The 25174-nt window shown below is 42.7% G+C and carries 25 protein-coding genes and 1 tRNA gene; 12 read left to right on the forward strand and 14 right to left on the reverse strand.

Annotated features, from left to right (window positions below; genetic code table 11):
* Positions 1–2: 2 nt before the first annotated feature.
* The gene (locus LKO28_RS00280; protein WP_227692492.1) at positions 3–1037 is read right to left on the reverse strand and encodes an SMP-30/gluconolactonase/LRE family protein; all 1035 of its coding nucleotides are present in this window, start codon (positions 1035–1037) and stop codon (positions 3–5) included.
* A gap of 144 nt (positions 1038–1181) precedes the next feature.
* Between LKO28_RS00280 and htpG the strand changes: the two genes are divergently transcribed.
* Entirely contained in the window at positions 1182–3068 is a 1887-nt protein-coding gene (gene htpG, locus LKO28_RS00285; RefSeq protein WP_227692493.1) for a molecular chaperone HtpG, read from the forward strand.
* A 214-nt stretch (positions 3069–3282) separates the two neighbouring features.
* Here htpG and LKO28_RS00290 read toward each other — a convergent pair whose 3' ends face one another.
* Positions 3283–3576: a hypothetical protein gene (locus LKO28_RS00290; protein ID WP_227692494.1), complete on the reverse strand. Its 294-nt coding sequence runs from the start codon at positions 3574–3576 to the stop codon at positions 3283–3285.
* Positions 3577–4071: 495 nt separating this feature from the next.
* Between LKO28_RS00290 and LKO28_RS00295 the strand changes: the two genes are divergently transcribed.
* The 6 genes from LKO28_RS00295 (at position 4072) to LKO28_RS00320 (ending at position 7331) form a co-directional block, all read left to right on the forward strand.
* On the forward strand, positions 4072–4707 hold the full coding sequence (locus tag LKO28_RS00295) for a fibronectin type III domain-containing protein (protein WP_227692496.1): 636 nt from the start codon (positions 4072–4074) through the stop codon (positions 4705–4707).
* An 8-nt stretch (positions 4708–4715) separates the two neighbouring features.
* Positions 4716–5228 carry a DUF5675 family protein gene (locus tag LKO28_RS00300; RefSeq protein ID WP_227693531.1) on the forward strand — a complete coding sequence of 171 codons (513 nt, stop codon included), beginning with the start codon at positions 4716–4718 and terminating at the stop codon, positions 5226–5228.
* Positions 5212–5415, forward strand: coding sequence for a hypothetical protein (locus tag LKO28_RS00305; RefSeq protein WP_227692498.1), 204 nt, complete (start codon positions 5212–5214; stop codon positions 5413–5415). The genes LKO28_RS00300 and LKO28_RS00305 overlap by 17 nt, the downstream gene beginning before the upstream one ends.
* Before the next feature lie 477 nt (positions 5416–5892).
* Positions 5893–6303, forward strand: coding sequence for a DUF4279 domain-containing protein (locus LKO28_RS00310; protein ID WP_227692499.1), 411 nt, complete (start codon positions 5893–5895; stop codon positions 6301–6303).
* 88 nt (positions 6304–6391) lie between these two features.
* A complete protein-coding gene (locus LKO28_RS00315; protein WP_227692501.1) occupies positions 6392–6820 on the forward strand; it encodes a DUF4279 domain-containing protein in 429 nt (142 codons plus the stop codon).
* A 130-nt stretch (positions 6821–6950) separates the two neighbouring features.
* Positions 6951–7331, forward strand: coding sequence for a hypothetical protein (locus LKO28_RS00320; RefSeq protein WP_227692502.1), 381 nt, complete (start codon positions 6951–6953; stop codon positions 7329–7331).
* A gap of 155 nt (positions 7332–7486) precedes the next feature.
* On the opposite strand, the gene LKO28_RS00325 is transcribed toward LKO28_RS00320, so the two are convergent.
* The 4 genes from LKO28_RS00325 to LKO28_RS00340 all read right to left on the reverse strand — a co-directional run bounded on the left by LKO28_RS00325 (position 7487) and on the right by LKO28_RS00340 (position 10383).
* A tRNA-His gene (locus LKO28_RS00325) sits at positions 7487–7560 on the reverse strand.
* 131 nt (positions 7561–7691) lie between these two features.
* Positions 7692–8099 carry a hypothetical protein gene (locus LKO28_RS00330; protein WP_227692504.1) on the reverse strand — a complete coding sequence of 136 codons (408 nt, stop codon included), beginning with the start codon at positions 8097–8099 and terminating at the stop codon, positions 7692–7694.
* 36 nt (positions 8100–8135) lie between these two features.
* Positions 8136–9452, reverse strand: a complete 1317-nt coding sequence (locus tag LKO28_RS00335) for an ABC transporter permease (RefSeq protein WP_227692505.1) — start codon at positions 9450–9452, stop codon at positions 8136–8138.
* A complete protein-coding gene (locus LKO28_RS00340; protein WP_227692506.1) occupies positions 9445–10383 on the reverse strand; it encodes an ABC transporter ATP-binding protein in 939 nt (312 codons plus the stop codon). Before LKO28_RS00340 ends, LKO28_RS00335 begins: the two co-directional genes overlap by 8 nt.
* Positions 10384–10563: 180 nt before the next feature.
* On the opposite strand from LKO28_RS00340, the gene LKO28_RS00345 reads away from it, so the two are divergent.
* Entirely contained in the window at positions 10564–12777 is a 2214-nt protein-coding gene (locus tag LKO28_RS00345) for an NADP-dependent isocitrate dehydrogenase (protein WP_227692507.1), read from the forward strand.
* A 69-nt stretch (positions 12778–12846) separates the two neighbouring features.
* Here the strand turns inward: LKO28_RS00345 and LKO28_RS00350 are convergent, their stop codons facing one another.
* The 8 genes from LKO28_RS00350 to LKO28_RS00385 form a co-directional block, all read right to left on the reverse strand.
* Positions 12847–13431: an outer membrane beta-barrel protein gene (locus LKO28_RS00350; protein WP_227692511.1), complete on the reverse strand. Its 585-nt coding sequence runs from the start codon at positions 13429–13431 to the stop codon at positions 12847–12849.
* A gap of 267 nt (positions 13432–13698) precedes the next feature.
* Positions 13699–14436 carry a metallophosphoesterase gene (locus LKO28_RS00355; RefSeq protein ID WP_227692515.1) on the reverse strand — a complete coding sequence of 246 codons (738 nt, stop codon included), beginning with the start codon at positions 14434–14436 and terminating at the stop codon, positions 13699–13701.
* A 4-nt stretch (positions 14437–14440) separates the two neighbouring features.
* Positions 14441–15184, reverse strand: coding sequence for a nucleotidyltransferase (locus tag LKO28_RS00360; protein ID WP_227692516.1), 744 nt, complete (start codon positions 15182–15184; stop codon positions 14441–14443).
* Positions 15185–15346: 162 nt separating this feature from the next.
* A complete protein-coding gene (gene dnaJ / locus LKO28_RS00365; protein WP_227692518.1) occupies positions 15347–16498 on the reverse strand; it encodes a molecular chaperone DnaJ in 1152 nt (383 codons plus the stop codon).
* Positions 16499–16502: 4 nt separating this feature from the next.
* Positions 16503–17042: a nucleotide exchange factor GrpE gene (locus LKO28_RS00370; protein WP_227693532.1), complete on the reverse strand. Its 540-nt coding sequence runs from the start codon at positions 17040–17042 to the stop codon at positions 16503–16505.
* Positions 17043–17185: 143 nt separating this feature from the next.
* On the reverse strand, positions 17186–17872 hold the full coding sequence (locus LKO28_RS00375; RefSeq protein ID WP_227692519.1) for a cell division ATP-binding protein FtsE: 687 nt from the start codon (positions 17870–17872) through the stop codon (positions 17186–17188).
* Between the two features lie 6 nt (positions 17873–17878).
* Entirely contained in the window at positions 17879–18082 is a 204-nt protein-coding gene (locus tag LKO28_RS00380) for a fructose-6-phosphate aldolase (protein ID WP_227692520.1), read from the reverse strand.
* A 13-nt stretch (positions 18083–18095) separates the two neighbouring features.
* The gene (locus LKO28_RS00385) at positions 18096–19109 is read right to left on the reverse strand and encodes an acyl-CoA reductase (protein ID WP_227692522.1); all 1014 of its coding nucleotides are present in this window, start codon (positions 19107–19109) and stop codon (positions 18096–18098) included.
* Between the two features lie 135 nt (positions 19110–19244).
* On the opposite strand from LKO28_RS00385, the gene LKO28_RS00390 reads away from it, so the two are divergent.
* The 4 genes from LKO28_RS00390 (at position 19245) to LKO28_RS00405 (ending at position 25170) form a co-directional block, all read left to right on the forward strand.
* Complete coding sequence (locus LKO28_RS00390) at positions 19245–19595, forward strand: 4Fe-4S dicluster domain-containing protein (protein ID WP_227692525.1); 351 nt, start codon at positions 19245–19247, stop codon at positions 19593–19595.
* A gap of 178 nt (positions 19596–19773) precedes the next feature.
* Complete coding sequence (locus LKO28_RS00395; protein WP_227692527.1) at positions 19774–20514, forward strand: ImuA family protein; 741 nt, start codon at positions 19774–19776, stop codon at positions 20512–20514.
* Between the two features lies 1 nt (position 20515).
* A complete protein-coding gene (locus LKO28_RS00400) occupies positions 20516–22021 on the forward strand; it encodes a Y-family DNA polymerase (RefSeq protein ID WP_227692529.1) in 1506 nt (501 codons plus the stop codon).
* A gap of 8 nt (positions 22022–22029) precedes the next feature.
* A complete protein-coding gene (locus tag LKO28_RS00405) occupies positions 22030–25170 on the forward strand; it encodes an error-prone DNA polymerase (protein WP_227692530.1) in 3141 nt (1046 codons plus the stop codon).
* The last annotated feature ends 4 nt before the right edge of the window (positions 25171–25174 follow it).

Genomic DNA, 25174 nt, shown 5'->3' on the forward strand with positions numbered 1-25174 from the left:
AGTTAGTTTTTCAGTTGGATACGTAAGATTTTGTCGCTATTGGTGATGTAAAGTATTGCTTCGTCTGTCGATAACGCGACATTGGATACCGCATCCTCCAACGCTATTTTGCCAAGGGGTTTTCCGGTGCCGTTGAATATCCAGACACCGCCCGGACCGCTCGCGTATACAGTGCCCTTACGGTCTATTTTAAGGCCATCGGGTAAACCCGTTAAACCGGTCCTTTCATTCGTGGCGCTGTAAAATAATTTGGGCGTTATAATGGGTGCCGTCAAATCTAGTATATACCAATCGGCTGCGTGAGGATCCGAGTTGCCGATCAATAGCTTCTGTTCATTAGGAAAGAACGCAATACCATTGGGCTTACTAATCTTATCCGTCAACAGTTGGGTATCGCCATTTTGTTTTACGCGATATACCCCATTAAAAGCGATTTCCCGCTCCGGATCATCGTCGCGTTGCGTCGGTAATCCATAGGGTGGATCTGTGAAAAACAACTCGCCGGCCTCATTAAATACGGCGTCGTTGGGACTACTTAACCGCTTGCCCTCGTATTGATGAGCTAGCGGTTGAAATTTAGCATGAGGTTGTTTTAGGGAGGCTTCCATCCGGGCGACCTGACGGTTACCATGCTGACACATCACCAAATGACCATTAGGGTCGAGCACTAAGCCATTGCTACCCGGCTCTTTCCGGTGGTTAGGTTCGCTGCCGGTATATCCACTAGGCGTTAAATAAATTTCGGTGCCTTTTTCTGCCGTCCATTTATAGATCGTGTTGGTAGGCACATCCGAAAATAATAACATCTTTTCACTTTCTATCCATAAAGGACCTTCACTCCATACAAAACCTTTTGCGATAATTTCGGCGGTTGCCGTACTGTCTATAATAGCATCTAGTGCCACATCGTATCGTATTACGCTACCTATGGTAGGATAAGGTTGCTGGTCCTGTACAGACGCATGCTGGCCAAAGACGATGGGCAAACAACCTACATGAAGAAGAAGTATCGCATAAAAGCAGGAGGAGAGTTTCATATTTTTTGCATTTAATGGTCACGAGACTGTCTAATTTACATTTTTTTTTGTGACAACTGTCATCCTGTCCTGAAAAAGATAAATGGAATGTTACTTGATATGATGTTTGCGGACTTTATAGATTAAAAAAAAACGTAAAAATATATGCAAGAAAAAGGTAGTATTTCGATTCATACCGAGAATATTTTTCCGGTGATTAAAAAGTTTCTTTATTCTGATAATGAAATCTTTTTACGCGAGCTCGTATCCAACGCCGTCGATGCCTCCCAAAAAATAAAACGCCTATCTTCTTTAGGACAATTTCAAGGGGAACTAGGCGATTTAACGGTGGATGTGAAGTTTGACGAGAACGCTAAGACCATTACGATTTCGGACCGTGGAATCGGTATGACCGCCGAAGAAATCAAAAAATATATTAACCAGATCGCCTTTTCCGGTGCTACGGAATTCATGGAAAAATTTAAAGAAGCCAATGACGCGAACGAGATTATCGGCCGGTTTGGTCTTGGTTTCTATTCTGCTTTTATGGTAGCCGATCGGGTAGAGATTCAATCCTTATCTTTTCAGGAAGGAGCTGCCCCGGCACATTGGACGTGTGACGGAAGTACCTCTTACGAAATAAGTGAAGGTACGCGCACCGAGCGTGGTACTGATGTGATTCTTCACGTCAACGAAGAATCTTTAGAGTTTTTGAGTGAAAGCCGTTTAGGTGAAATTTTAAATAAATATGCGCGCTTCTTGCCTGTTCCGGTTCGGTTCGGAACAAAAACAGAATCACAGCCTGATGGGGAAGACGAGGAGGGCAAGCCGAAATATACATCGGTAGAGGTCGATAATATTATCAATAATACGACACCAGCATGGACGAAAGCGCCATCCGAGTTGAAAGATGAAGATTATTTGGCATTCTATCGGGAATTGTATCCCTACTCGATGGATGAACCTTTATTCTGGATTCACCTCAATGTAGATTATCCATTCAACTTGACCGGTATTCTTTATTTCCCGAAAATAAAGAACGAGATGGAACTACAGCGGAACAAAATTCAATTGTATTCCCGTCAGGTATTTATCACGGATGAGGTGAAAGACATTGTACCGGAATTTTTGATGTTGTTACAAGGTGTTATTGATTCTCCAGATATCCCATTGAACGTGTCTAGATCCTTCCTGCAGGCGGATAGCAACGTCAAGAAAATCAATAATTATATCACGAAGAAAGTTGCTGATAAGCTCAATGAGTTATTTAAAGCAGACCGTAAAAACTTTGAACAAAAATGGAGCGATATTGCGCTCTTTATCAAATATGGTATGTTGAGTGATGAAAAGTTTGCGGAGAAAGCTAATGATTTTTGTTTGTTATCTAATATAGCGGGTGAAAATTATACACTGAAAGAATATTACGAAAAAGTAAAAGATATTCAAGTAGATAAAAACGGCAATATCGTATACCTATATACCAATGATCCGTCACAACAAGATGGTTTCATCGCTTCGGTAAGCGACAAGGGGTACGATACCTTGGTGCTGGATGGTCAATTGGATAATCATTTCGTCGGATATTTGGAACAAAAGGGCGGTGAAAAAATTCAGGCGAAACGAGTGGATGCGGACGTCGTTGACAAATTGATTGAGAAAGAGGAAACACAAACACTATCCTTATCGGAAGAGGAATCCAAGAAAGCCTCTGAAATTTTTGAAAAGGCGATTGCTAGAGCAGAAATGAAAGTGGAAGTTGATGCTTTGCATGCCGACGCCCTCCCGGTATCCGTAACGGAGGATGAGTTTATGCGCCGGATGAAAGATATGGCAAAAACAGGCGGAGGAATGGGTTTCTACGGTACGTTGCCGGATAACTACAAGGTAACCGTCAACGGGAATCACCCGTTAATTAAAAGGATTTTGGAAAGCTCCGATGAAGAGGGAACTCAATTAGCGAAACAAGCCTTTGATTTAGCGCTATTGTCACGTGGTCTACTAAAGGGCGCGGATCTGACGTCGTTTATAAAACGTAGCGTCGGGATGATTTAGAAGATCTCCGGAACATATTTACATGATAATGGGTTGGCCGTCGGTCAACCCATTTTTTAGGAATATTTGTTTATCACAGAAAGAACAGAGATTCTTTTGGTATTCTATCTTTATTCAAATGCTTATCATTGGTGGTCTAGGTTTAGTCATGCTGGTTGACGACGGCAGTTATCCAGATATCGTTCTCGGGGATTGGCTTACCTTTTCTAACAATCTAGCTTTGGTCATGGGATAAATGTCCTTTCGCGACATTATTATACGGAGGCCGATCTCCAGCGCGCCCTCGAAGAATGTGCGCGCAGAGGCAAACGATAAGCTCATAACGTGCTACTTTGCCGCATTTTGTAAACAGGAAAGCGTCCGAAAGGCACGCTTTTTTGTTGTTTTGAGGCACCTCTTGAACGTGACGACGTACGTCTATGAGCTGACGGCGCCCCTCATGGGCGTGTCGAGGCACCGATATGCTACGTGTCCGTCCCTCAATAATGTGTTGAGGTCCCTCTTGCATCTCCCGTCGTCCCTCAATATCGGTAAGAGTCCCCTCAAGACGCTGTATCCCTCCGTCTATGCGTTGTATCCGCCCCTCGACGTAACCTATCCGCTCCTCAATGCGACAATCCCATACCTCGATAACGTTTTGAGCAACGTCAATATCTTATTGAGGTCCCTCGACATGACGTCGACGTCCCTCAAGAGCTCCGGGACGCACGACATATAGCTATTGAGGGACGTCTTGTTGATAGATCGGTACCTCCGCCTGTTATTGAGGCCCCTCGATGTGGCATCGAGGAGCCTCAACAGCGTACAGTAGTCCGTCGTCAGGACAAAGAGGGGCCTCGTCATGCTCTTGTTGTTGCTCAATATGAAGACAGCGGCCGCAAATGCGTACGCATCTGTCCGCATCTGTGCTCATCTGTCCGCATTTTTCCTTAAAGTTTTCATGCTCGGGCCACTTTTGTCACACAGCCAGGGAATGGACCCTGCTGGTAAAAACAAATATGTTATGAGCTTTAAACAACAAGCATTGGGCGGTTTCAGAAGGGAAAGTGATGAAGCCGTATTGGTCCGAGGTAAGGCAGTCTTACTGGCGATGACCGACAATCCAAATTTCGTTACCCCGGAGCCCGCTCTGGAAACGGTAACCGAAATACTGCACGATTACGAGCATAAGCTGTCCATGGCCAGGCGGCGCGGCAGCCCGGAGGACACGGCGGCCAAGAACGACGCCCGAAAGGCCACGGAGCAGATGCTCAAGCGCCTTGCTTTTTATGTGACGCAGACCGCGGACGGCAGTTTGCCCAAACTGCTGAGCTCGGGTTTTCCCGTCTCGAGTCTACCGCAGAAGGGCGATGTGCCTGTGGTCGTCACAGGGATTACCCTCCGCGACGGGCGCCAGCAGGGACAGATGCGCCTGGATTTTTACCACAACCCATCGGCCAAGGTCTACGAATACCAGGTATGTCAGGTCGATGCGAACGGTCAGCCGGACGAATGGAGCGAATCGTATATCACCAGTTCCTCCCGTCTCAACATTATCGCGCCGCTGATACCTTTTCAACGGTACGGGGTACGGGTTCGGGCCATAAACGGCTATGGGCGCTCGGATTGGTCGGAAATGGCAACCCATGTTATCCGCTAGTTAGGATTATGGTCGAACTCCACGTAAAACGTGTCAGGCAGGGGAAGAACAGTACCCTGTCTGAACTCTATATCGATAATGAGTTGGTCTGCTATGGCTTAGAAGATTCTGTGCGTTACAAGAAGATCAAGGGCAGCACAGCGATCCCTGCAGGGCGCTATAAGCTCGAATTCAACCGCTATGGCGGGATGAACAGCCGCTACAGCAAGCTATTCCCCGGTTTTCACAGGGGGATGATACAGCTCCAAAATGTGCCGAACTATTCCTACATCTACATCCACATGGGCAACAATTTCTCGGATACGGCAGGCTGCCTGTTGGTCGGTAATAAGATGAAATACCTCAAGAAAATCAAAGAGTATGAAACCCGCCAGTCCAGAGATGCCTATGTGTCCCTCTACAAGCGGCTGGCTGCCGCGATGGAAAAAGAGGAGGTGTATGTAGTGCTGCAGGATATGATTCAACCTGAGCCTAAAGTAAAACGTAAATCAAAAAAGAACGACGATGAAAAAGATTATTAGAAAAATTAGCCAGGTGGTACAAGTGGTACTGCTGGCGCCGATCAAGTTGCCGGTAAAGGCCTTGCAGGTACTGAAATATGTGGCGGTAGGACTCGGGATCATCGAGACGGTACTCGACCAGGAGCAGGAGGAATCGGGTCCGGCCGAAACCGCGGGAAAGGAGGATAGCGATGAAGCCGCTGAGTAATGTGCAGCTGGGCACACTGGGCGGCACGCTCTGCTCGGTCTGGAACAGCTTCGACTGGAGTAATATGTTGCAGACGGCGGTTCTTGCTGCGGTAGGAGCAACGGTGAGTTACCTCGTTAGTAGATTGTTGGAGGGCCGGCGACGGCCGCGAAGATAAGTAGCGCTTTGCATTTTTAGGTTTGGTCATTTTTTAAAAGAGCCCTCGGGAATATTAGTTCTCGGGGGGTTTTTATTTAATAAATTTTTGTTGAAAAATTAATTTGTAAGATATTGATAATTTAAGTTAAATTTATATTAACAGAACGGTTTAACCATTACAATGGTAAAGAAGATGCTATTCAAGACACTTTTCGTTTTCATCAGTATTCTCCTTATCAAGCGATAGGGGGACATTAATCAAATTTCGACCATTGCTTCAATAATACAAAATTTAATAAAAAATGAAATTAGAACGGGTAATAGAAGTATATCGAAAGGATGACGAGGTTTAATAAAGAAATTAGCATTAGTTTTACTATCAGAGGTTACGAAGATATAAGTCACGATGATATATCTGACTCCCTGGGTTTAGTGCCCTATAAAGTTTATGTTAAAGGAGAGCCAATGAGCCCGCGCAGTCCTCGAGAAGCGAAAAACAACGGATGGGTTTATAGAGTAAACTATGGCAAGCTGCGCTCTTTCGAGGGGCAACTTAATGGAATTTTAGATGTACTGGAGCCGAGAATAGCTAAGTTGAAGAGGTACGCTCAAAAATACGAGTGTGAATTTTCATGTGCGATTTTCTTTTCGGACGAGAAGCCTGCTGATACGTCTATACAACTTAATGAACGCTATAACAATTTCATTAAAGAGGTGGATGCAGAATTCGACTTTGATATTTATTATTAATGATAGATGAATAAACTTAAATGTAAAATTCTAAACATCCAAAGGATAACAAGGATTCCGAATAGGGGAATAAATAAATGACCTGTACATGAACAAAAATTATTTGAATTTAAGCTTTTGTATTTGGGGAGACGAAAATCTAAATGATACGGATATTTCCACCTCGTTAGGCATAAAACCTCGTACAATCGATAATAAAGGACAATTGTTAGATGGGATCTCGTCTTTGACAGCTTCACATAAAGGATTAATATTTGATGCGCCTGTTAATGACGAAAACTCCTTTGCAGATCAATTAAATTATTTATTGAACATATTAGAACCTAAAATTCCTGTTTTGAAAAAGTATACAGAGGAGTATGTTTGTAAATTTTTATGTGTAGTATTGCTGAGTAATCGGGAAGAAAGTATACCTTGGATACATTTTGATAAACGTTATAATGCATTCATAACAGAAACCAATATTACGTTCGACCTTAAAATATGTTTTTTCCCTAAAGATCTTCCAAAGTATTGACGCTACTTTTAAAGGAGGTGTAAATTGGAAGGTGCCGGGTACATTTAGAGGGGCTCAAGGAATGTGGGAATTAGGTATTAACCCTAAAACAAATGTCGTTTATCATTTTAATTTCGGCAACTAACAACCTATGAAGTTTATAATTGATTATACAGGTTTTATAGATCACTCTAAACGACTAACCTACGATACAGATGAATTTTCCTTTAATACAGAACCCTCAATACAAGAGATCAATTTTGATGTCGTGATAAACAAGTTAAGCTTATCGGCAGTTGATGGTGATAATAAGATTGTTCAGCTTCGTGGTTTTTGTGGATATAAAGAATGGCAAAAATCTAATTTTGAACCGCCCCATTATAAGACCGGTACTTTGAAAGTTGCGGGTAATATAGAGGGAGGTTTTTCTTACAGAGTGGCAAAGATGATTTGCCAATGTTTATTAATGTCCAAAGTGGCTGGCTATGTATTGGAAGCCCAGAAAAGAACGGTAATGCTGTTGAGTTTATAAATAATTGTGTTATCGTTATTGGCGATGACAAAGAATTTATATCGCTATGGTTAAAGCCCGTATTACACATGACATACTAGCTGGAGGTGTAATACTCCCGAGCGCTGAAATACAGCTGGCTAAAAAAAAGCTCCTCTTTTCAGAGAAGCTTTTCGGGTGAGTAATGGGGCTCGAACCCACGACCCCTAGAACCACAATCTAGTGCTCTAACCAACTGAGCTATACCCACCGTGATTTTGATGTCACAAAAGTAGAACAATTCTGTATATACTCCAAATATTTTTATACAAAAAGCGTGGATATGTAGCAAAGAACTTCATTTATAATGAGATAATTTTTATCCCCTAAAAATAAACCTCCTTACTTCATATTAATCACCTGGTCCACGACATAGCGTGTGTTACCGCGCCACGGTAATACGCCATGGTATTCTTTGTAATGGAGATCAAAATATTTGCCGCCGTTTAGCTCCAGTATCTTGAAGATCGAATCGTTCTCGATAGAGAACTCAAATTCATTACTTGATACACCGGTGCCGGTTTGTGCTCTTAAACCCTCTTGAATTAATTTTCCTTCATACGTTTTGAATAGGTTGCCCTTTTTTACCGCGAAATTAAGATAACCCGATTTTACGCCTTCCCCAAATACGAAATAGTATTTATAATAAACGAAGCCTCCGACAGTTAAAAATACGATGATAAGTAGCCACGCCAGGATTTTTCCGAAAACTCCCGACTTTTTCTTTTCTGTGTTTTGAGATGTTGTCATAGTCAATTATGTGATTTTTTTAAGAGTTTGAGACACCTAATCCTTATATCTAAACCATTTCAGAAGCTCTTTCAGGCTCGCTTTTTTTCCATACATCAATATACCCACCCGGTATATACGAGAGGCAAACCAGGTGGTGAGTATAAACCCACCAACGAGCAGCGAGGCCGACAGAACAATTTGCCAAGTAGGCACGCCAAAAGGAATGCGCACCAGCATCGCAATGGGTGAGGTAAATGGAATCATACTCAGCCAGGTCGCGATGCTTCCATGCGGATCGTTGATTAATACACCGAAAGACAATACGTAAGGTATCAATAGGGGCATGGTGATTGGTACTGTAAATTGTCCGGCTTCTGTTTCACTGTCTACAGCGGAGCCCACAGCGGCGAATAAAGCGCTATAAAGGAAGTATCCGCCTAAAAAGAAAATAAAAAAACAGGTAATAAGTTCCGGGAAGTTTATGGAATCGAGTGCGGTTATCCAGTTATAATCTGCACGGTCAGTGGATACATTACCCGGCCTCTCAATCATATCGTGGCTGATTGCCTGTTGGGTCGTTTCTGCGTCATTAAATAAAGTGGTAGAGAAGGTTCCCATTAATAGTAAAGACAGCGCAATCCAAAGTATAAATTGCGTCATCCCCACCATGCCGATGCCGATAATCTTGCCCATCATTAATTGAAACGGCTTTACCGAGGAAATAACAACCTCGACAATGCGATTAGATTTTTCTTCGATCACGCCCCGCATTACCTGGTTGCCAAACAGGACGAGGGAAAGATAAATGAGGAAACACAATCCCATAGCGATACCCATGGCAACCTCCGTATGGCTATCCTTAGCGTCTCCCGTTTCCGTAATTTCTTTCGATGCAATATGGATGCGGTCATCGATGTTACGGATGCTATCCACATTCAATCCCATTTTTCTGTATTGGGCATCCCGGATAATTTCTTGGAGTTGTGATCTGATTTCGTTTTGTGTGCTAATATTGGGTTTGCCTGAAGATAGCAACTCAATTTTTCTATGCGTATAAAAATCTGTAGGTATAATTAATAAATTCGTGTTTTTGGCGCCATTTTTTAGATGACTGATCTGTTCCTGTAGGTCGGTGTTTGACGAGGAGTACGTAATGTTTTTATGGCTTTTCAGTTGGCCCGCAACGGATCCTTCTTCGTCTATGATATGTACAATAGCATGGTTGTCCTCGAAACTCTGTTTCGTAAGAAAAAAGATCGCGGCGTACATGCCGATAAACAGTATGGGGACCAAAAACGTTATCAGTAAAAAAGATTTCTTTTTCACACGGCTAAAGTACTCCCGATTGATGATTAATAGTATCTTATTCATAATGGGAAAACTTATTGGTGGACGATTCGGTAACGTTGGCAATAAAAATGTCGTGCATCGATGGGATAACTTCCTTTATTTGCTGTATCTCTACTTGAGGGATAAGATATAGTAAAGTGTCATTTAGTGAGTTGCCGTCTTTTAAACGAATAGTAACTTCATGGTGTTCTGCACTTTGTCGTGCATCAATTACGTCGAATAGCGATGACGCTGTCAAAGAGGAGACGGCGGCCTCCGGAGTTTTAAATTCGATGGTATAGATCTGGTTCCGGTAAGAACTTCTTATTTCGTGTACAGAACCATCTAGTACCTTTTTTGACTTATTGATCAGGGCAATATTATCGCAAAGTTCTTCCACCGATTCCATCCGATGGGTGGAATAGATTATCGTTGCGCCTTTACGGTTTAGTTCTAAAATCTCCTGCTGTATAGTCTGCGCGTTGACAGGGTCAAAACCCGAAAAAGGTTCGTCAAGAATGATCAAATCAGGTTCGTGTACCACCGTCGCCACGAATTGCACCTTTTGTTGCATGCCTTTACTCAGGTCTTCTACTTTTTTATCCCACCAGCTGCCGATCTGTAATTTTTCAAACCATGTTCGTATACGCTGTGTGGCATCAGTTTTCGAAAGCCCTTTGAGCTGCGCCAAATACAGCATCTGTTCGCCTATTTTCATTTTTTTATATAGGCCTCGCTCTTCAGGAAGATAGCCGATTCGTTCGATATGTTTAGGCTGAAGAAGTTCGCCATCGAAATAGATTTCGCCGCGATCAGGGGCTGTAATCTGATTAATAATGCGTATAAGAGAAGTTTTTCCAGCGCCGTTGGGTCCTAGAAGACCAAAGATACTGCCGCTGGGTACGTGCAGTGATACATCATCTAAAGCACGATGTTGACTATATTGCTTCACAATATGACGGATGTCTAGCATGGTGTGCGTAATTTGATGTTAAACCTAAATAAAATGCTTCGCATTCACGAACGGAATTTTAAATGAGCGCATGTCTGCCGTTAAAAATAAACAAAAATGCATAACATGGATCCCTTTCACACTTCTATTTTTGCGTGCAAATACGTATCTTTAGGCGAATTTTTATTTCAATTGAAAATTATGTCATCCAAAATTATTTACACAAAGACAGATGAAGCGCCGTTATTGGCAACTTATTCGTTTTTACCCATCGTTCAGGCGTTTGCGAAAACAGCCGATATCGAAATAGAATTAAGAGATATTTCCTTAGCTGGACGTATATTGGCCAACTTTTCCAATTACTTAGCTCCAGATCAAAAAGTAGCTGATGCGCTTGCAGAACTAGGGCAATTAGCGACCACACCTGAGGCTAATATTATCAAGCTGCCTAATATTTCAGCGTCGATACCTCAACTAAAAGGAGCGATTGCGGAATTACAGAAAGCGGGTTATAATGTACCTAACTATCCCGACACACCAGAGAATGAAGATGAAGAAACGATAAAGGCAGCCTATGCGAAAGTGTTAGGTTCGGCGGTAAACCCAGTGTTGCGGGAAGGAAACTCGGATCGTAGAGCGCCGAAAGCCGTGAAAAATTATGCGAAAGCTAATCCACATAGCATGGGGGCTTGGTCAGCAGATAGCAAAACAAAAGTAGCCTCCATGTCGGAGGGTGATTTTTATGCGACAGAAAAATCGGTTACAGTCGATAGCGATACGCAATTCAAAATTGAATTTGTAGGAGAAAACGGAAATGTAAAAGAATTAAAAGGTTTAGCAAATTTGAAAGCGGGAGAAGTTATTGACTCCTCCGTCATGAACCTGGCAAAACTCAAAGCATTTGTTGCGAATACTATTGCGGAAGCGAAAGCAGCAGGCGTGTTGTTTTCCGCTCATTTGAAAGCAACGATGATGAAGGTGTCTGATCCCATCATATTTGGCGCGATAGTCGAAGTTTATTTTCACGATGTATTTACTAAATACGCTGATTTATTTGCGAATCTTGGAATTAACAAAAACAACGGTTTAGGTGAAGTATATGCTAAGATCGCTGGCCAGCCGCAGGAAGCAGAAGTGAAAGCAGCGATTGAGGCAGCGATTGCGAATGGTCCTGATTTGGCCATGGTCAATTCTGATAAAGGTATTACCAATTTGCATGTGCCGTCTGATGTAATTGTTGACGCTTCCATGCCAGCCATGATCCGTACTTCAGGCCAGATGTGGAACAAAGAAGGAAAACAACAAGATACGTTTGCCGTTATTCCGGATCGTTCTTATGCGGGTGTTTATGCCGCGGTTATCGAAGACTGTAAAGCAAACGGCGCGTATGATCCTACGACCATGGGATCAGTTCCAAACGTTGGGCTGATGGCGCAAAAAGCAGAGGAATATGGCTCGCACGACAAGACTTTCCAAGCCGTAGCTAAAGGTACTATTCGCGTGGTGGATGCTTCAGGAAATGTATTCATGGAGCAACCCGTAGAAGAAGGGGATGTATTCCGCATGTGTCAAACGAAAGATGCACCTATCCAAGACTGGGTGAAATTAGCCGTTAACCGGGCACGTCTTTCAGATACCCCAGCAGTTTTTTGGTTAGATGAGAATCGTGCGCACGACCGCGAGATCATTAAGAAAGTAAATAAATACTTAGCCGATTTCGATATATCCGGATTGGATATTCAGATATTATCGCCGATCGACGCTGCAAAATTCTCGGTAGCGCGTATCCGGCAGGGCTTAGATACTATCTCCGTAACAGGGAACGTATTACGGGATTACCTGACTGATTTATTCCCTATCCTAGAATTAGGAACTTCCGCGAAAATGTTATCTATCGTCCCGTTGATGAATGGAGGAGGTTTGTTCGAAACCGGAGCAGGTGGATCAGCACCGAAGCACGTAGAGCAATTTGTAGGCGAAGGTTATCTTCGCTGGGATTCCTTAGGTGAGTTCTTAGCGTTAGGTGCATCGTTTGAACATTTGTCGCAAACACAACAAAATGCGAAAGCGCAAGTACTAGCCGACGCATTAGACGTAGCAACGGAAAAGTTCTTAGCCAATGATAAATCGCCAGCACGTAAGGTTGGACAGATTGATAACCGCGGGTCACATTACTATCTAGCTTTATATTGGGCGGAAGCATTAGCCGCACAAAACGATGATGGCGTGTTAGCCGATAAGTTTGCTGATTTAGCGAAAGCGTTAGCAGGAAATGAAGCAAAAATCAATGAGGAGTTGATTGGAGCGCAAGGCCAGCCACAAGTAATTGGCGGATATTATTTTCCGAATGATGCCTTAGCTTCAAAAGCGATGCGCCCATCGGCGACATTCAATGCAGCGATAGATTCGTTCTAATAACACATTGCAAAAAAGAAGAGCCGGTCCAAAAGACCGGCTCTTTTTACATATGTGCTGACGATTTTATTAGAAATAAAATTGTACACCTACTGTCGGCGCTAGGGAGTTAGCATTTAAGCCGAAAGTATTAACAGTGGTTTTTGCTTCTCCAGTAGGTTCGATATTGTTTGAGTTATAATATAAACCTCTTACTTTAAACTCTAAACCGATTTTTGATGTAGGAAAATACGCAATACCCGGAGCAAGTTCAACACCGTAGCTTGACACGTTACCTACTTTATCACCATTTTCTTTCATGTTTCCCCATCCCATAGGAGCAGAAAGTTGACCGAAGAATCTTACCGGACCATTTGCAGAATACCATCTTCCGAACGGCGCAACGGAAAATAATCCTGTAGTAGACTCGTTTACACCTTCTTCAGTTTTGCTCCATTGGTAACCTAAGCCCAAACCTACAGCAATATTGTCAGCTACAAAATAACCTGCAGAAGGCATGATATTGAAACTAGTAGATTTATTGTCCGTGTCTTTTACCGATTCCGTATCAAATCCTAGTCCGCCACCAACAATAAATTTTCCTTTTTCAGTTTGTGCTTGTGAAGCAAATGTCAAAGCTGCTACAGCTGCTAATGTTAAATAAAACTTTTTCATGTTAATTGAATTAATTTAATTTTCTTGATTTGACTTTTTGTCAATCATGTTCAGTTTATTCAATAGATGTGCCAGTTGACCGTTTAGAATGTCACCAAATTGTTTGTTTGTGCAACCAATTGATTTGGATGAACTTAGTTTTAACGGAAGATGAAATTGTTGTAAACAAATAATTTATTGTATGACGGCAATCGCGAGGAGGGAGGCAATTTGGCAGAAATCCGGCTGTGATGACAGTGCTATAATGGCAGGATAGGGGAGTGTTAACTATACTTCCACGATCAAATAAGGCGCATTTGCAAGTTCTTTTCTTAATACCGGTAACGCGACATTATATACCGGTATTTTAGTTGTTGTATGTCCATACAGCTTTCCGGAATGGGCATGTCCATGAAAAGCTGCGGCAACTTGCCGTCGGACGAGCGGTTCGACGAGATGAGTAGATCCTAAGAAAGGAAATATTTGCTCTGGTTCACCTTCAATGGTTTCCTTAATCGGCGCGTAATGTAAAATAGCTACCTTAGGTAACTCGGGAAACTCTTGTTCTAGACGGGTAAGCGCACGATCTAGTTGCAGTGACTCCTGGACGACTTCATGTACATATTGCTTCATCATATCTTCACCAAATATGGAAAGCATATACTGATCAAACCCGCCTCCAAACCCTTTGGTACCTGCGAACCCCACGTTTTCTATTACCGCAGATTCCCCGTCTAGAATTAGCATACCATGTTCGGAGAGAATCTGTTTAATAATCCGCTGTCGACCTTTTTCAAAATCGTGATTTCCGAGAACTCCGATAACTGGTATTTTCAACGCATTCAATTGTTCTCCCAGAATCTTTGCTTCTTCCTCGTCTCCGGTATCGGTTAAATCTCCGCAGATAATTAACACATCCGCTTCTTCTGACGCTTGCTCGAAAGTGTTGCGCAAAATTCCTTGATCGGTTATTTTCGTATGGATATCACCCATAGCTGCAATTTTGGTTTTCTTTCTTTTAGTCATCGTATTAAATCGTCGTTATGGTACACGTTTTATAATTCCATTCCTTAATGTCTACTTGATATTGGGTTTGGTCAATTAAGGGACCACGGCAGACTTTCTCCAAGGGGGGAGGAAGGTCATATTGCTCGTTTGCACGGGAAATAAGCTGATCAAAAAGCCATTTAGGAACGATGTCGCGGTAATCTGCGGGATAAACAAACTGGAAAATAAGCAACTGTGCTAATAACAAATGCCAATGAGGATCTATTCGCCGTAAGAGTAGTTCCCAGTTTACATTTTTCCCGTATTTTAATAGGATATGGTTAATATCCGCATTATCATTCCGTTCGCGGTTCTGTACATATATTTTACACCAAATTAGCTCTTCCACCGGTATGAATTTTACAGGTATATCCATAAATGTACCGCGAGATGCCCTTTCATACCAGGAATCATCTACGGTACATATATTATTGACGGTGTCAAAAATAATGTCTATAAAATATTCGCCATGAAATACCTTCGCTAGCCAACGTACATCGGTTAATTGAGTCTCGTAACCTTGAGCAGCGAAATACTTCAAGATTTTAGGGTATTCACTACTTTTACAAAAAATATCCAAGTCTTTAGTGTCGCGGAATATACCCGTATAATGAAACATGGCAAAAGCTCCTCCCAGCATAAACTGACAGTCGCCGTCGCGCAAAACTTGGAGTGCTTCTCGATAAAAAGCTGCCGACGCTTGTTTTTGTTCCTGGGTTGTTATCATACCGTATACTTTGTCTATTTTGAACAACTCACAGGCGTTTTTGTTCCAGCTGTAATAAAACCCGATTACATGCCATGTGGCTTCAGCTGATTTAAAGAAGACGTATAAAAGAAAAACCCCGGAATTTACCCGGGGCTTACTTAAAATAGAATTATTGTGGATTTATTCAAAATATTCTTTAATCCGCTCAAAGAATGATTTTTCACTCTTCCCCGGTTGGGGTTTAAAATTTGCAGACGATTTTAACTTTTCTAGGACAGACCGCTCTTCTGGAGAGACAGCTTTTGGAGTCCATACGTTCACGTATACTAATTGATCTCCTTTATGATAAGAATTGACCTCTGGCACACCTTTGCCTTTTAAGCGCAAGATTTTTCCACCCTGCGTTCCCGGATCAATTTTTATTTTTGCTTTCCCGTCGATAGTAGGGATTTCTACGCTAGTACCAAGGGCTGCGTCAGCAAAATTAATGTATAGATCATAGATGATATTAATGCCATCCCGTTTTAAAGTTTCATGCGGAATCTCTTCGACAAGAATGATTAGATCTCCAGGAATCCCGCCTCTTGGTGCCGCATTTCCTTTTCCACTCATCGACAGCTGCATGCCCTCACTTACGCCTGCAGGGATGTTGATCGCTATCGTTTCTTCTCCTCTTTCTAAACCCTCGCCACGACAGGTAGTACATTTGGAAGTAATTTCTACCCCCTCGCCATTACAAGTTGGACAGGTGCTGGTCGTTTGCATTTGTCCGAGAATGGTGTTCGTTACACGCCGGACAGATCCCGCACCACCACAGGTTTTACAGGTCTGATGCGATGATTTGTCTTTTGCTCCCGTACCGCTACAGGTATGACACTGTACCTGCTTGTTTACTTTAACTTTCTTTTCTACGCCTTTAGCAATCTCTTCTAAAGTCAGTTTTACTTTAATACGAAGATTAGTGCCGCGCTGAACACGTCGGCCTCCTCCGCTGCGGCCTCCTCCTCCAAAAAAGCTCTCGAAAGGATGGCCTCCACCGAAAATATCTCCAAACTGGCTGAAGATATCTTCCATATTCATCCCGCCGCCTCCACCGAAGCCGGAAGCAGAATTGCCCGCATGACCAAATTGATCATATCGTTGGCGTTTTTCTGGATTGCTTAATATTTCATAAGCTTCTGCAGCTTCTTTAAATTTCTCTTCTGCCTCTTTATCATCCGGATTTTTATCCGGGTGATATTTTATCGCGAGTTTGCGATATGCAGACTTGATTTCAGATGCCTCTGCAGATTTTGAAACACCTAATATATCGTAATAATCTCTTTTTGACATTTTCTTATTGACCTATTACCACCTTTGCGAAGCGGATTACTTTATCATGGAGGAAGTAACCTTTTTCTACTACATCTATAATTTTATTCTTTAATTCTTCTGATGGGGCAGGGATGGCAGTAATGGCTTCCTGATATTCGGCATCAAAAGGTTGTCCGATAAGATTTTCCATTTCTTTCAATCCCTCATTTGCCAATGTTTTTTTGAACTTTTGGCTAACCAATTCGACACCTTCTTTTACCGGAGCTACCTCTTGCGCTGTTTCCATGGCTGCCAAAGCGCGGTCAAAGTCGTCGAGAATAGGTAAAATCTTAATCAAAACGTCTTTACTGGCAGCTTGTATAAGCTCTACCCGTTCTTTAGAAGTTCTCTTTTTATAATTATCAAACTCAGCAAACAGGCGTGTATATTTATCATTCGCATTTGTTAATTCCTGCTGTAAACGTTCTTCCGCTGTTTCTTCTGGTTGTACCGTATTTTCTTCCGAAGTGGAGTCAACAGACGCTAAATTTTCGTCTTGAATATTGTTTTCCTGTTCGTTCATCATATCTATAATATAGCCTACATTAATATTCGTAATATATGTTCAATAATATTGCCAACACAAATAAAACCGACACCCTGTCAGTCTATTCGGAGATAAACTACCAAAATGTCGGTTTCGTGATGTTCTGTCAGTGTAATGTCCTATAGAGTTACCTCGTCATATAGGGCGGTATCTGCGGTTTTAATAATCCGCGCAGGCATGTTTTTTATAATCTGGTAATCGTGTGTTGCCATCAACACGGCTGTTCCTGATGCTGCAATATCTCTTAATAGAAGTACGATTTCTTCGGAGGTCGCTGGGTCAAGATTTCCGGTTGGCTCATCCGCAAGGATAATTTCGGGATTGTTTAATAGCGCCCGGGCGATTACCACTCGTTGTTGTTCACCGCCTGATAGTTCGTGCGGCATTTTACGCAATTTAGAGCGTAAACCTACTTTTTCCAATACATCCAACATCCGGTTTTCGATCAGTCCACGGTCTGTCCAGCCGGTTGCTTTCAAAGCAAATTCGAGGTTCTTTTCTACTGTTCGATCATTCAATAGATGGAAATCTTGAAAGACAATGCCTAGTTTTCTGCGAAGATACGGGACATCGTTTTCGTGGAGTTTTTTAAGGTCGAAGCCTGCTACCATTCCTTCGCCGCTGGTAATATAAAGATCCCCGTATATTATTTTCAATAAACTACTTTTTCCCGTTCCGGATTGACCGATCAAATAGATGAATTCGCCTTGGTTGATGTCGAGGTTAACATGCGATAGCACCAAATGTTTTTGTTGGTATATATCTACGTTTTTTAATTTGATAACTGTATTGTTTGCTGTCGTCATACTGTTTTATACATCTATTTTTTTTATTTGACCAAAGGGCATTTCCGTTACAATCTGCATGATATAGTCGGCTTTGTCACCTAACCCTATTTTTTCTAAGGATTTATCTGGTCTATCTACACGAAAATAGGCCAATAAAGTAAATGCTTCGTCCCGCAGTTGGACATAATCGGGGATTTTCGCCACGCCTTTAACTTTAATTACATACATCCTAACAAAGTTATCATTTTTTTTCAGAAAGAAATTTCAATACATCTACTCCGTCAGCGTAGTCCGTTAAAGCAGGACATTGGCTACCTCCTAAAGGAAACGTCGGAATACCTGTTTCTATTGTGGCTTCGGTAACGATACACTGTATTTTATCCGCTTGTGCTTCCAATTGTGCCCTAACAGGATCAAGTTGCTCATATTCTTCAAAAAATACAGTTGCCAATGGAGAAGTAAACCGTATGTCCTCCTTGAGCAACATAAAACCATTATCGAAATGCCGGTCGCCGTTAATTAAATAGATGGATTTATTGTAATCGTAATTGTTGACATACTTATGGTGTTCTTTGACGGCGTTATAATCTTCCATAGCTTCAAAAAACAAATGGAAGTCGTACCCTTGAGGAATGTACAGTTTTGAAACCGAACGACATCCGAGCCCAAAATAATCAAAAATATCAGCTCCCAAGGCTTTTAATTGTCCCTTAGATTCCCTACCTGTTAGGATAGCAATTGCGTTTCTATTTTTTCGAATGATATGCGGTTTTTTCCCAAAGTAATAATCAAAGTACCGCGAACTATTGTCACTTCCGGTGGCAATAATTAAGTCATATTGTTGCAGCCTTTCGACTAATTGAATTTTCTTTTCAAAGGCAGGCTCTATGGTGATGAGTTCGTCAAGAACGAATTTTGTGAGGCCGGCATCGTCCGAAGATAATTTAATTTGTGCATGAAAACCAGCTAGAAGCACACAAAGGATATCATGGAAACCCACTAAAGGGATATTGCCTGCTAATATCAATCCCACAACCTTGTCGGATTCGCCAAACGGGTAGGAAGCTATCCATGGTGTAAGTTTCTCAGCGGTGAGATTGGAAGACCAAACCTGAAATTGCTTTTTAGTATTCGCTGGGGTATACCAAGGATTTTTAAAAGCAGCCTGTTGCAAAACATTGTTTATCTTTTCTTGGTCGGAAGCGAGTAGTTTACCCAATGCTACAAAGGCATCTATTCGTTGTTTCTGTGTCAAAATCTTTTAATTTAGAACCGTTCTGATTTTTTTTTAAAGTATATTTGCCTGTGTTTAAAAATAACTACTAACTTTGTAGTGTTATTTCAAGGACGAGACAAAATTAGTTTATTTATTATAATTGTGAGGTGATAAATGGCAATTAAAATTACAGACGAGTGTATAAATTGCGGGGCATGCGAACCCGAATGCCCGAACAACGCTATATATGATGCAGGTGTATCTTGGAAATTTTCTGATGGTACAGCTTTAGATGGTTTGATTGATTTTGGAGATGGTGTAACATTAGACGCTAATGAATCCCAAGATGCCATTTCTAATGAGGTATATTATATCGTTTCGGACAAATGTACGGAATGTAAAGGCTTCCATGATGAGCCACAGTGTGCGGCAGTTTGTCCGGTAGATTGCTGTGTGGAAGATGAAGAAGTTGTAGAATCAGAAGAAGAACTTCTAGCTAAGAAAGCTTGGCTTCACGCTGAATAAAAAGAACTTACTTTTCAATAAATATAAAAGAGCATTGCTGTTACATATCGGCAATGCTTTTTTATTTGGTATTACTTAGTTTGGGAGAAACACAAGCTCGATACTTTAAAAGGATTTTTTAATAATCTGAATACTAAAAATATTAGTATTATATTTGTCTCGTAGAAAGGAGACAGTGATGAAAAAATCTGGCGAGAAATCGATATGCATAGCCGAGCTACAAAACCAAATACTACAATGGCAAGGCTTTAAACAAGTAGAGAGAAAGCACGACGGGTTAGGTTTGGGCGAGCTTGAACAGGCTTTCCCCGGGAATGTTTTCCCGGTGGGGGCTTTACATGAGTTTATCTGTGGAAATAAAGAAGAGGAAGCAGCGTCGAGCGGTTTTCTCGGTAGTTTATTGTCTTTTTTGATCCAGAAAGACGGTGTCGTTTTATGGATCAGTGGGTCGGATCAGCTCTTTGCACCCGCGATGACCTCCTTTGGTCTCGAGCCAGACCGTATCATTTTTGTTCAGATTCAAAAGCAGAAAGACTTGTTGTGGGCATTGGAAGAAGGTCTGAAATGTACCGCTGTAAAAGTTGTTGTTGCTGAAATACAGGAGATCAACTTTGTACAATCCCGAAGGTTGCAGCTGGTGGTAGAGAAGAGTCAGGTTACCGGTTTATTATTACGGTTCCAACCACGGGTATTAGGAGCTACAACCTGTGCGGTCCGCTGGCATATTCGTCCCCGTCCGAGCTACGTGCAAGACAATATGCCTGGTGTAGGCTTCCCGGTTTGGGAAGCTGAACTATTAAAAGTTAAAAATGGACAACCCAGTCGTTGGCAACTCATTTGGAAGCAGGGGAATTTGTTGGTGGAGCAATTGTATAAAGCGAAAGTTTCCGTTTCTACCGACAAAAGAAAGGTAGGTTAAAATGGGAAAAAGATATGCGGTACTGTGGTTACCTTATCTGCTGACGGATTGGTACACAAAGCATCACCTAGATTGCGCCGATGAGCCCCTTGTATTTACCGTCCAGCTGCGAGGAAGAATGGCTGTTTCGGCAGTCAACCCGCATGCAGAACAGCTTGGTGTTGTGCCGCAGATGCTGCTGGCAGATGCCCGTGCGGCCGTTCCCCAATTGAACGTATTGTCGGATAAGCCGGCGCGCAAGGATAAGCTGTTGAGGGCTATCGGACTGTGGTGCATACGCTATACACCTTTAGTGGCTGTAGATACAACAGGTTGTCTGATTTTAGATATTACCGGATGTGCTCACCTTTGGGGTGGAGAAATAGCTTATCTTCAAGAAATTGACCGACAGCTCTGTCAGCGAGGTTATCAGGTCCGATCGGCGATTGCCTCCACTATTGGAGCTGCATGGGCCCTAGCGCGTTATGGTATCTCTGGAACCATCGTACCGGAAGGAATACCAGAAAAACCCTTATTGGCATTGCCTATTGCTTGCTTGCGTTTGGAACTCAGTTTGGTCGAAAAGTTGTTGAAGCTTGGATTCCGTACGGTGGGACACGTGATAGGCCTGCCTGATCAAGTATTGAAAAGACGTTTTGGAAACGAGCTCGTGCAACGTTTAGCACAGACGATGGGGAAAGAAGAGGAGTTTATCATCGACCCCCTAAAACCTGTTTTACCTTATACAGAGCGTCTCCCTTGTCTGGAGCCGATTAAAACAGCCAAAGGTATTGAGATAGCGATCGAAAAATTGCTGGATAAATTATGTCAACGTCTGATTGGAGAGGGAAAAGGGGTACGCAAAGTAAAATTATCATGCTATCGCATAGACGGCAAAATAACATCTATCGAGATTGGAACAAATCGCGCTTCAGCCCATGTCAAACATCTGCTGGGTTTATTCAAACAAAAAATTGCTGCCCTAGCACCGGGTTTGGGAGTGGAAGTTTTCGTGTTAGAAGGGATTAGCGTAGAAGATGCTACCCCCGTTCAAGAATTATTATGGAGTGGAGAAGGAAGCTTGGATCAAGAGGCATTGGCCGAATTACTAGATAAATTTAAAGGAAAAGATCCTACTTGTTCTATTCGTCGGTTTTTGCCGGATGAACACCATTGGCCAGAACGGTCTATAAGATTAGCTACATCCTTAACCGAAAAGCGAATGATAGCATGGGGTAGAGATCGTCCGCGTCCAGTAAGGATCTTGACTCCTCCTCATCCCGTTGCAGTAACTGCCCCTATTCCGGATTATCCACCTATGTTATTCCGTTACAAAGGAGAGGTCCATCTTATCAAAAAAGCAGATGGCCCGGAACGAATAGAACGAGAATGGTGGGTAGAACAAGGAGAACATCGTGATTATTATTATGTGGAAGATGATCAGGGGAGAAGGTACTGGCTGTTTCGTCTAGGGCATTATCAAGGAGACCGTTCTTCCAATTGGTATGTACATGGATTTTTTGCGTAAAAGGAATCATGAGATATGTAGCGCTACAAATCACCAGTAACTTTAGTTTTCTTCGAGGTGCCTCGCATCCCGAAGAACTCATAGAGCAAGCCGCTTCGTTAGGCTATAAAACCATAGCTCTTACAGATCGAAATACTTTGGCAGGCATGGTGCGGGCACATGTGGCTGCTCGAAAATATGGGGTGCGTCTGGTAGTAGGTTGCCGGTTGGATTTATTAGATGGACCTAGTTTATTGGCTTATCCTAAAAACAAAATAGGGTATGCTAATTTATGCAGTTTACTGAGTAGGGGTAATTTGCGGGCAGAAAAGGGGAAATGTCACCTTTATTTAAAAGATGTATATGCGTACAAAGAGGAACTCATCTTTGTGGTTGTGCCGCCCGATACACTCTCTGCAGACTTTGCGTTAGATACGGTCTTTCTCGAGCATGTACGAGAGTACGTTACAGAACTGGAAGGGCAGCTGTACCTAGGCTTGTCTCGCAATTATCAGGGAGATGATGCGAAACGCTTATTTCGCCTGTATCATTTAGCTGAAGAGCTTCAGATCCCGGTAGTAGCACTCGGCGATGTATATTATCATATTCCGGAACGCCGTGCATTACAGGATATCCTGACTTGCGTTCGCGAAAAATGTACGATATATACGGCTGGTTTTCGCCTCCATCCAAACGCCGAACGTTACTTAAAGTCACAAGAGGAAATGACACGCTTGTTTATGTCTTATCCGGAGGCAGTGGAGCATGCATCTCAGATTGCTGATATGTGCCGCTTTTCATTGGACGAACTAGAATATGTTTACCCTGAAGAGCTTACACAGGAGGGGCGGACACCTCAAGAAGAATTGGAATTATGGGTGTGGCGAGGAGCAAAAAAACTTTTTAATACGGAAGAATTAGAAAAGCATAGACCGACTATAGAGATGGAGCTGGACTTTATCCAGCGGAAAAACTATGCCTCTTATTTCTTGACCGTCCATGATTATGTACGTTTCGCACGCGAACGGGGAATTTTATGTCAAGGACGGGGCTCCGCAGCAAACTCCATTGTGTGCTATTGCTTGGAAATTACCTCCGTTAACCCTACGAAAATAAAATTGCTGTTTGCTCGGTTCATGTCGGATGCTCGTGATGAACCACCGGATATTGACGTGGATTTTGAACATGAACGGCGGGAGGAAGTTATTCAGTATATTTATGAGAAATACGGTCGAGATAGGGCAGCTATTGTTGCTACAGTAACCCAAGAACGGGTGAAAGGTGCTTTACGAGATGTAGGAAAGGCCATGGGCCTATCGATGGATGCGCTTAACCGACTTTCCCAAGCCATTGGATCGCACTGGGACAATAGTTTGGAACCGGCGCGGTTTAAAGAACAGGGTTTTCATGTGGAAGATCCTCATTTTCGTCAGATATTAGCTCTAGCAGAACAACTGATCGGGTTTCCGCGTCAGCTCGGCCAGCATACAGGTGGCTTCGTTATTACCCAGGGTAAAATACACGAACTTTGTCCTATTATTCCTGCCCGTATGGAAGGACGTACTAATCTCGAATGGAACAAAGATGATCTGGAAGCCCTGGGGTTTTTGAAAGTAGATGTATTGGGATTGGGCATGCTGACCTGTATCCGAAAAGGGTTCGATTTGATTAAAAAACATTACGGCCGAAAGCTCGAGCTAACGAGTATAGACGCTACAGATGAAAAAGTCTATGAGATGATCAGTTCGGCGGATACCGTGGGCGTGTTCCAGATTGAAAGCCGTGCACAAATGTCTATGCTGCCTCGTTTAAGACCTAAAGATTTTTATGATCTGGTTATTGAGGTGGCTATTGTGCGCCCAGGGCCTATACAGGGCGATATGGTGCATCCTTATCTGCGACGACGAAATGGAGAAGAGGAGATAGACTACCCGTCGGAGGAGATAAAAGGTATCTTAAAACGAACGAAAGGTGTCCCTTTGTTTCAAGAACAGGCGATGGAGATCGCCATTATGGCCGCAGGCTTTACACCCGACGAAGCAGATGCGCTTAGGCGGAGCATGGCGACTTTTAAATCGAAGGGAGAGGTTAGTCACTTTCGGGATAAAATGGTAAACGGAATGTTAGCAAAAGGCTATAAGGAGGAGTTTGCACAGCGCGTTTTTCGGCAACTGGAGGGCTTTGGTAGCTACGGGTTCCCGGAAAGCCATGCGGCTTCTTTTGCTTTATTAGTTTATGTGTCCAGTTGGATTAAATACTATTATCCGGATGTTTTTGCGGCAGCTTTGTTAAATAGCCAGCCCATGGGTTTTTACCAGCCGGCCCAGCTGATTATCGATGCACGTAAGCACGGTGTAACGGTATTGCCGGTGGATATCAATTATTCAGAATGGGACAATACGTTGGAAGGGGAGTTTGGCGCAGTTCCTCATCAGCTACGATTAGGTTTCCGGCAAGTGAAGGGATTGAAAGCAGAAAATATCGAAAAGTTGATCCAATGCCGTCATAAGCCTTACACGCGTGTAGCAGAAGTGGCAGACGCTGTAAGTATCTTTACCCTAGAAAGGCTTGCAGATGCCGATGCATTTCGGTCTATTGGGCTAGATCGCCGGCAAGCGTTATGGGAAGTTGCTGCCGTACAAGATAGGCATGTTGCGTTGTTTAAAGGACAAGATACGGGAAGCGTACACGAAAAGCAGATTCGTTTACCCTTTATGGCGGAAAGCGAACATGTCGTGCAGGATTATGCAACGACCGGTTTGTCTATTAAAGCGCATCCGGTATCTTTTTTAAGAAAAAAATTGGATTTACTGCATGTACTTCCGACGGATAAATTATCTCGTGTCAAAGATGGTATGCCCGTTAAGGTTTGTGGTCTTATTACCGTCAGGCAGCGGCCGGGTACCGCAAAAGGCGTATTATTTGTCACCATCGAAGATGAGGCTGGTTTTGCAAATTTGGTGCTATGGGCGAAGGTATTTGAAAAGTACCGTCGAGAAATATTACAGGCGAAGCTATTCATGGTGACCGGAAAAGTACAAGTAGAAGGCGAGGTTATTCATGTGGTGGTGGAGCAGTGTTTTAACCTTAATAGTTGGTTGCTAGAATTGGAGAACAATACAGACGCATCAACCGATACGGTATTTTATAAAGGTCGAAATTTTAAATAATAAT

This window comes from Sphingobacterium sp. FBM7-1 (assembly GCF_020687765.1).
Classification (GTDB): domain Bacteria; phylum Bacteroidota; class Bacteroidia; order Sphingobacteriales; family Sphingobacteriaceae; genus Sphingobacterium.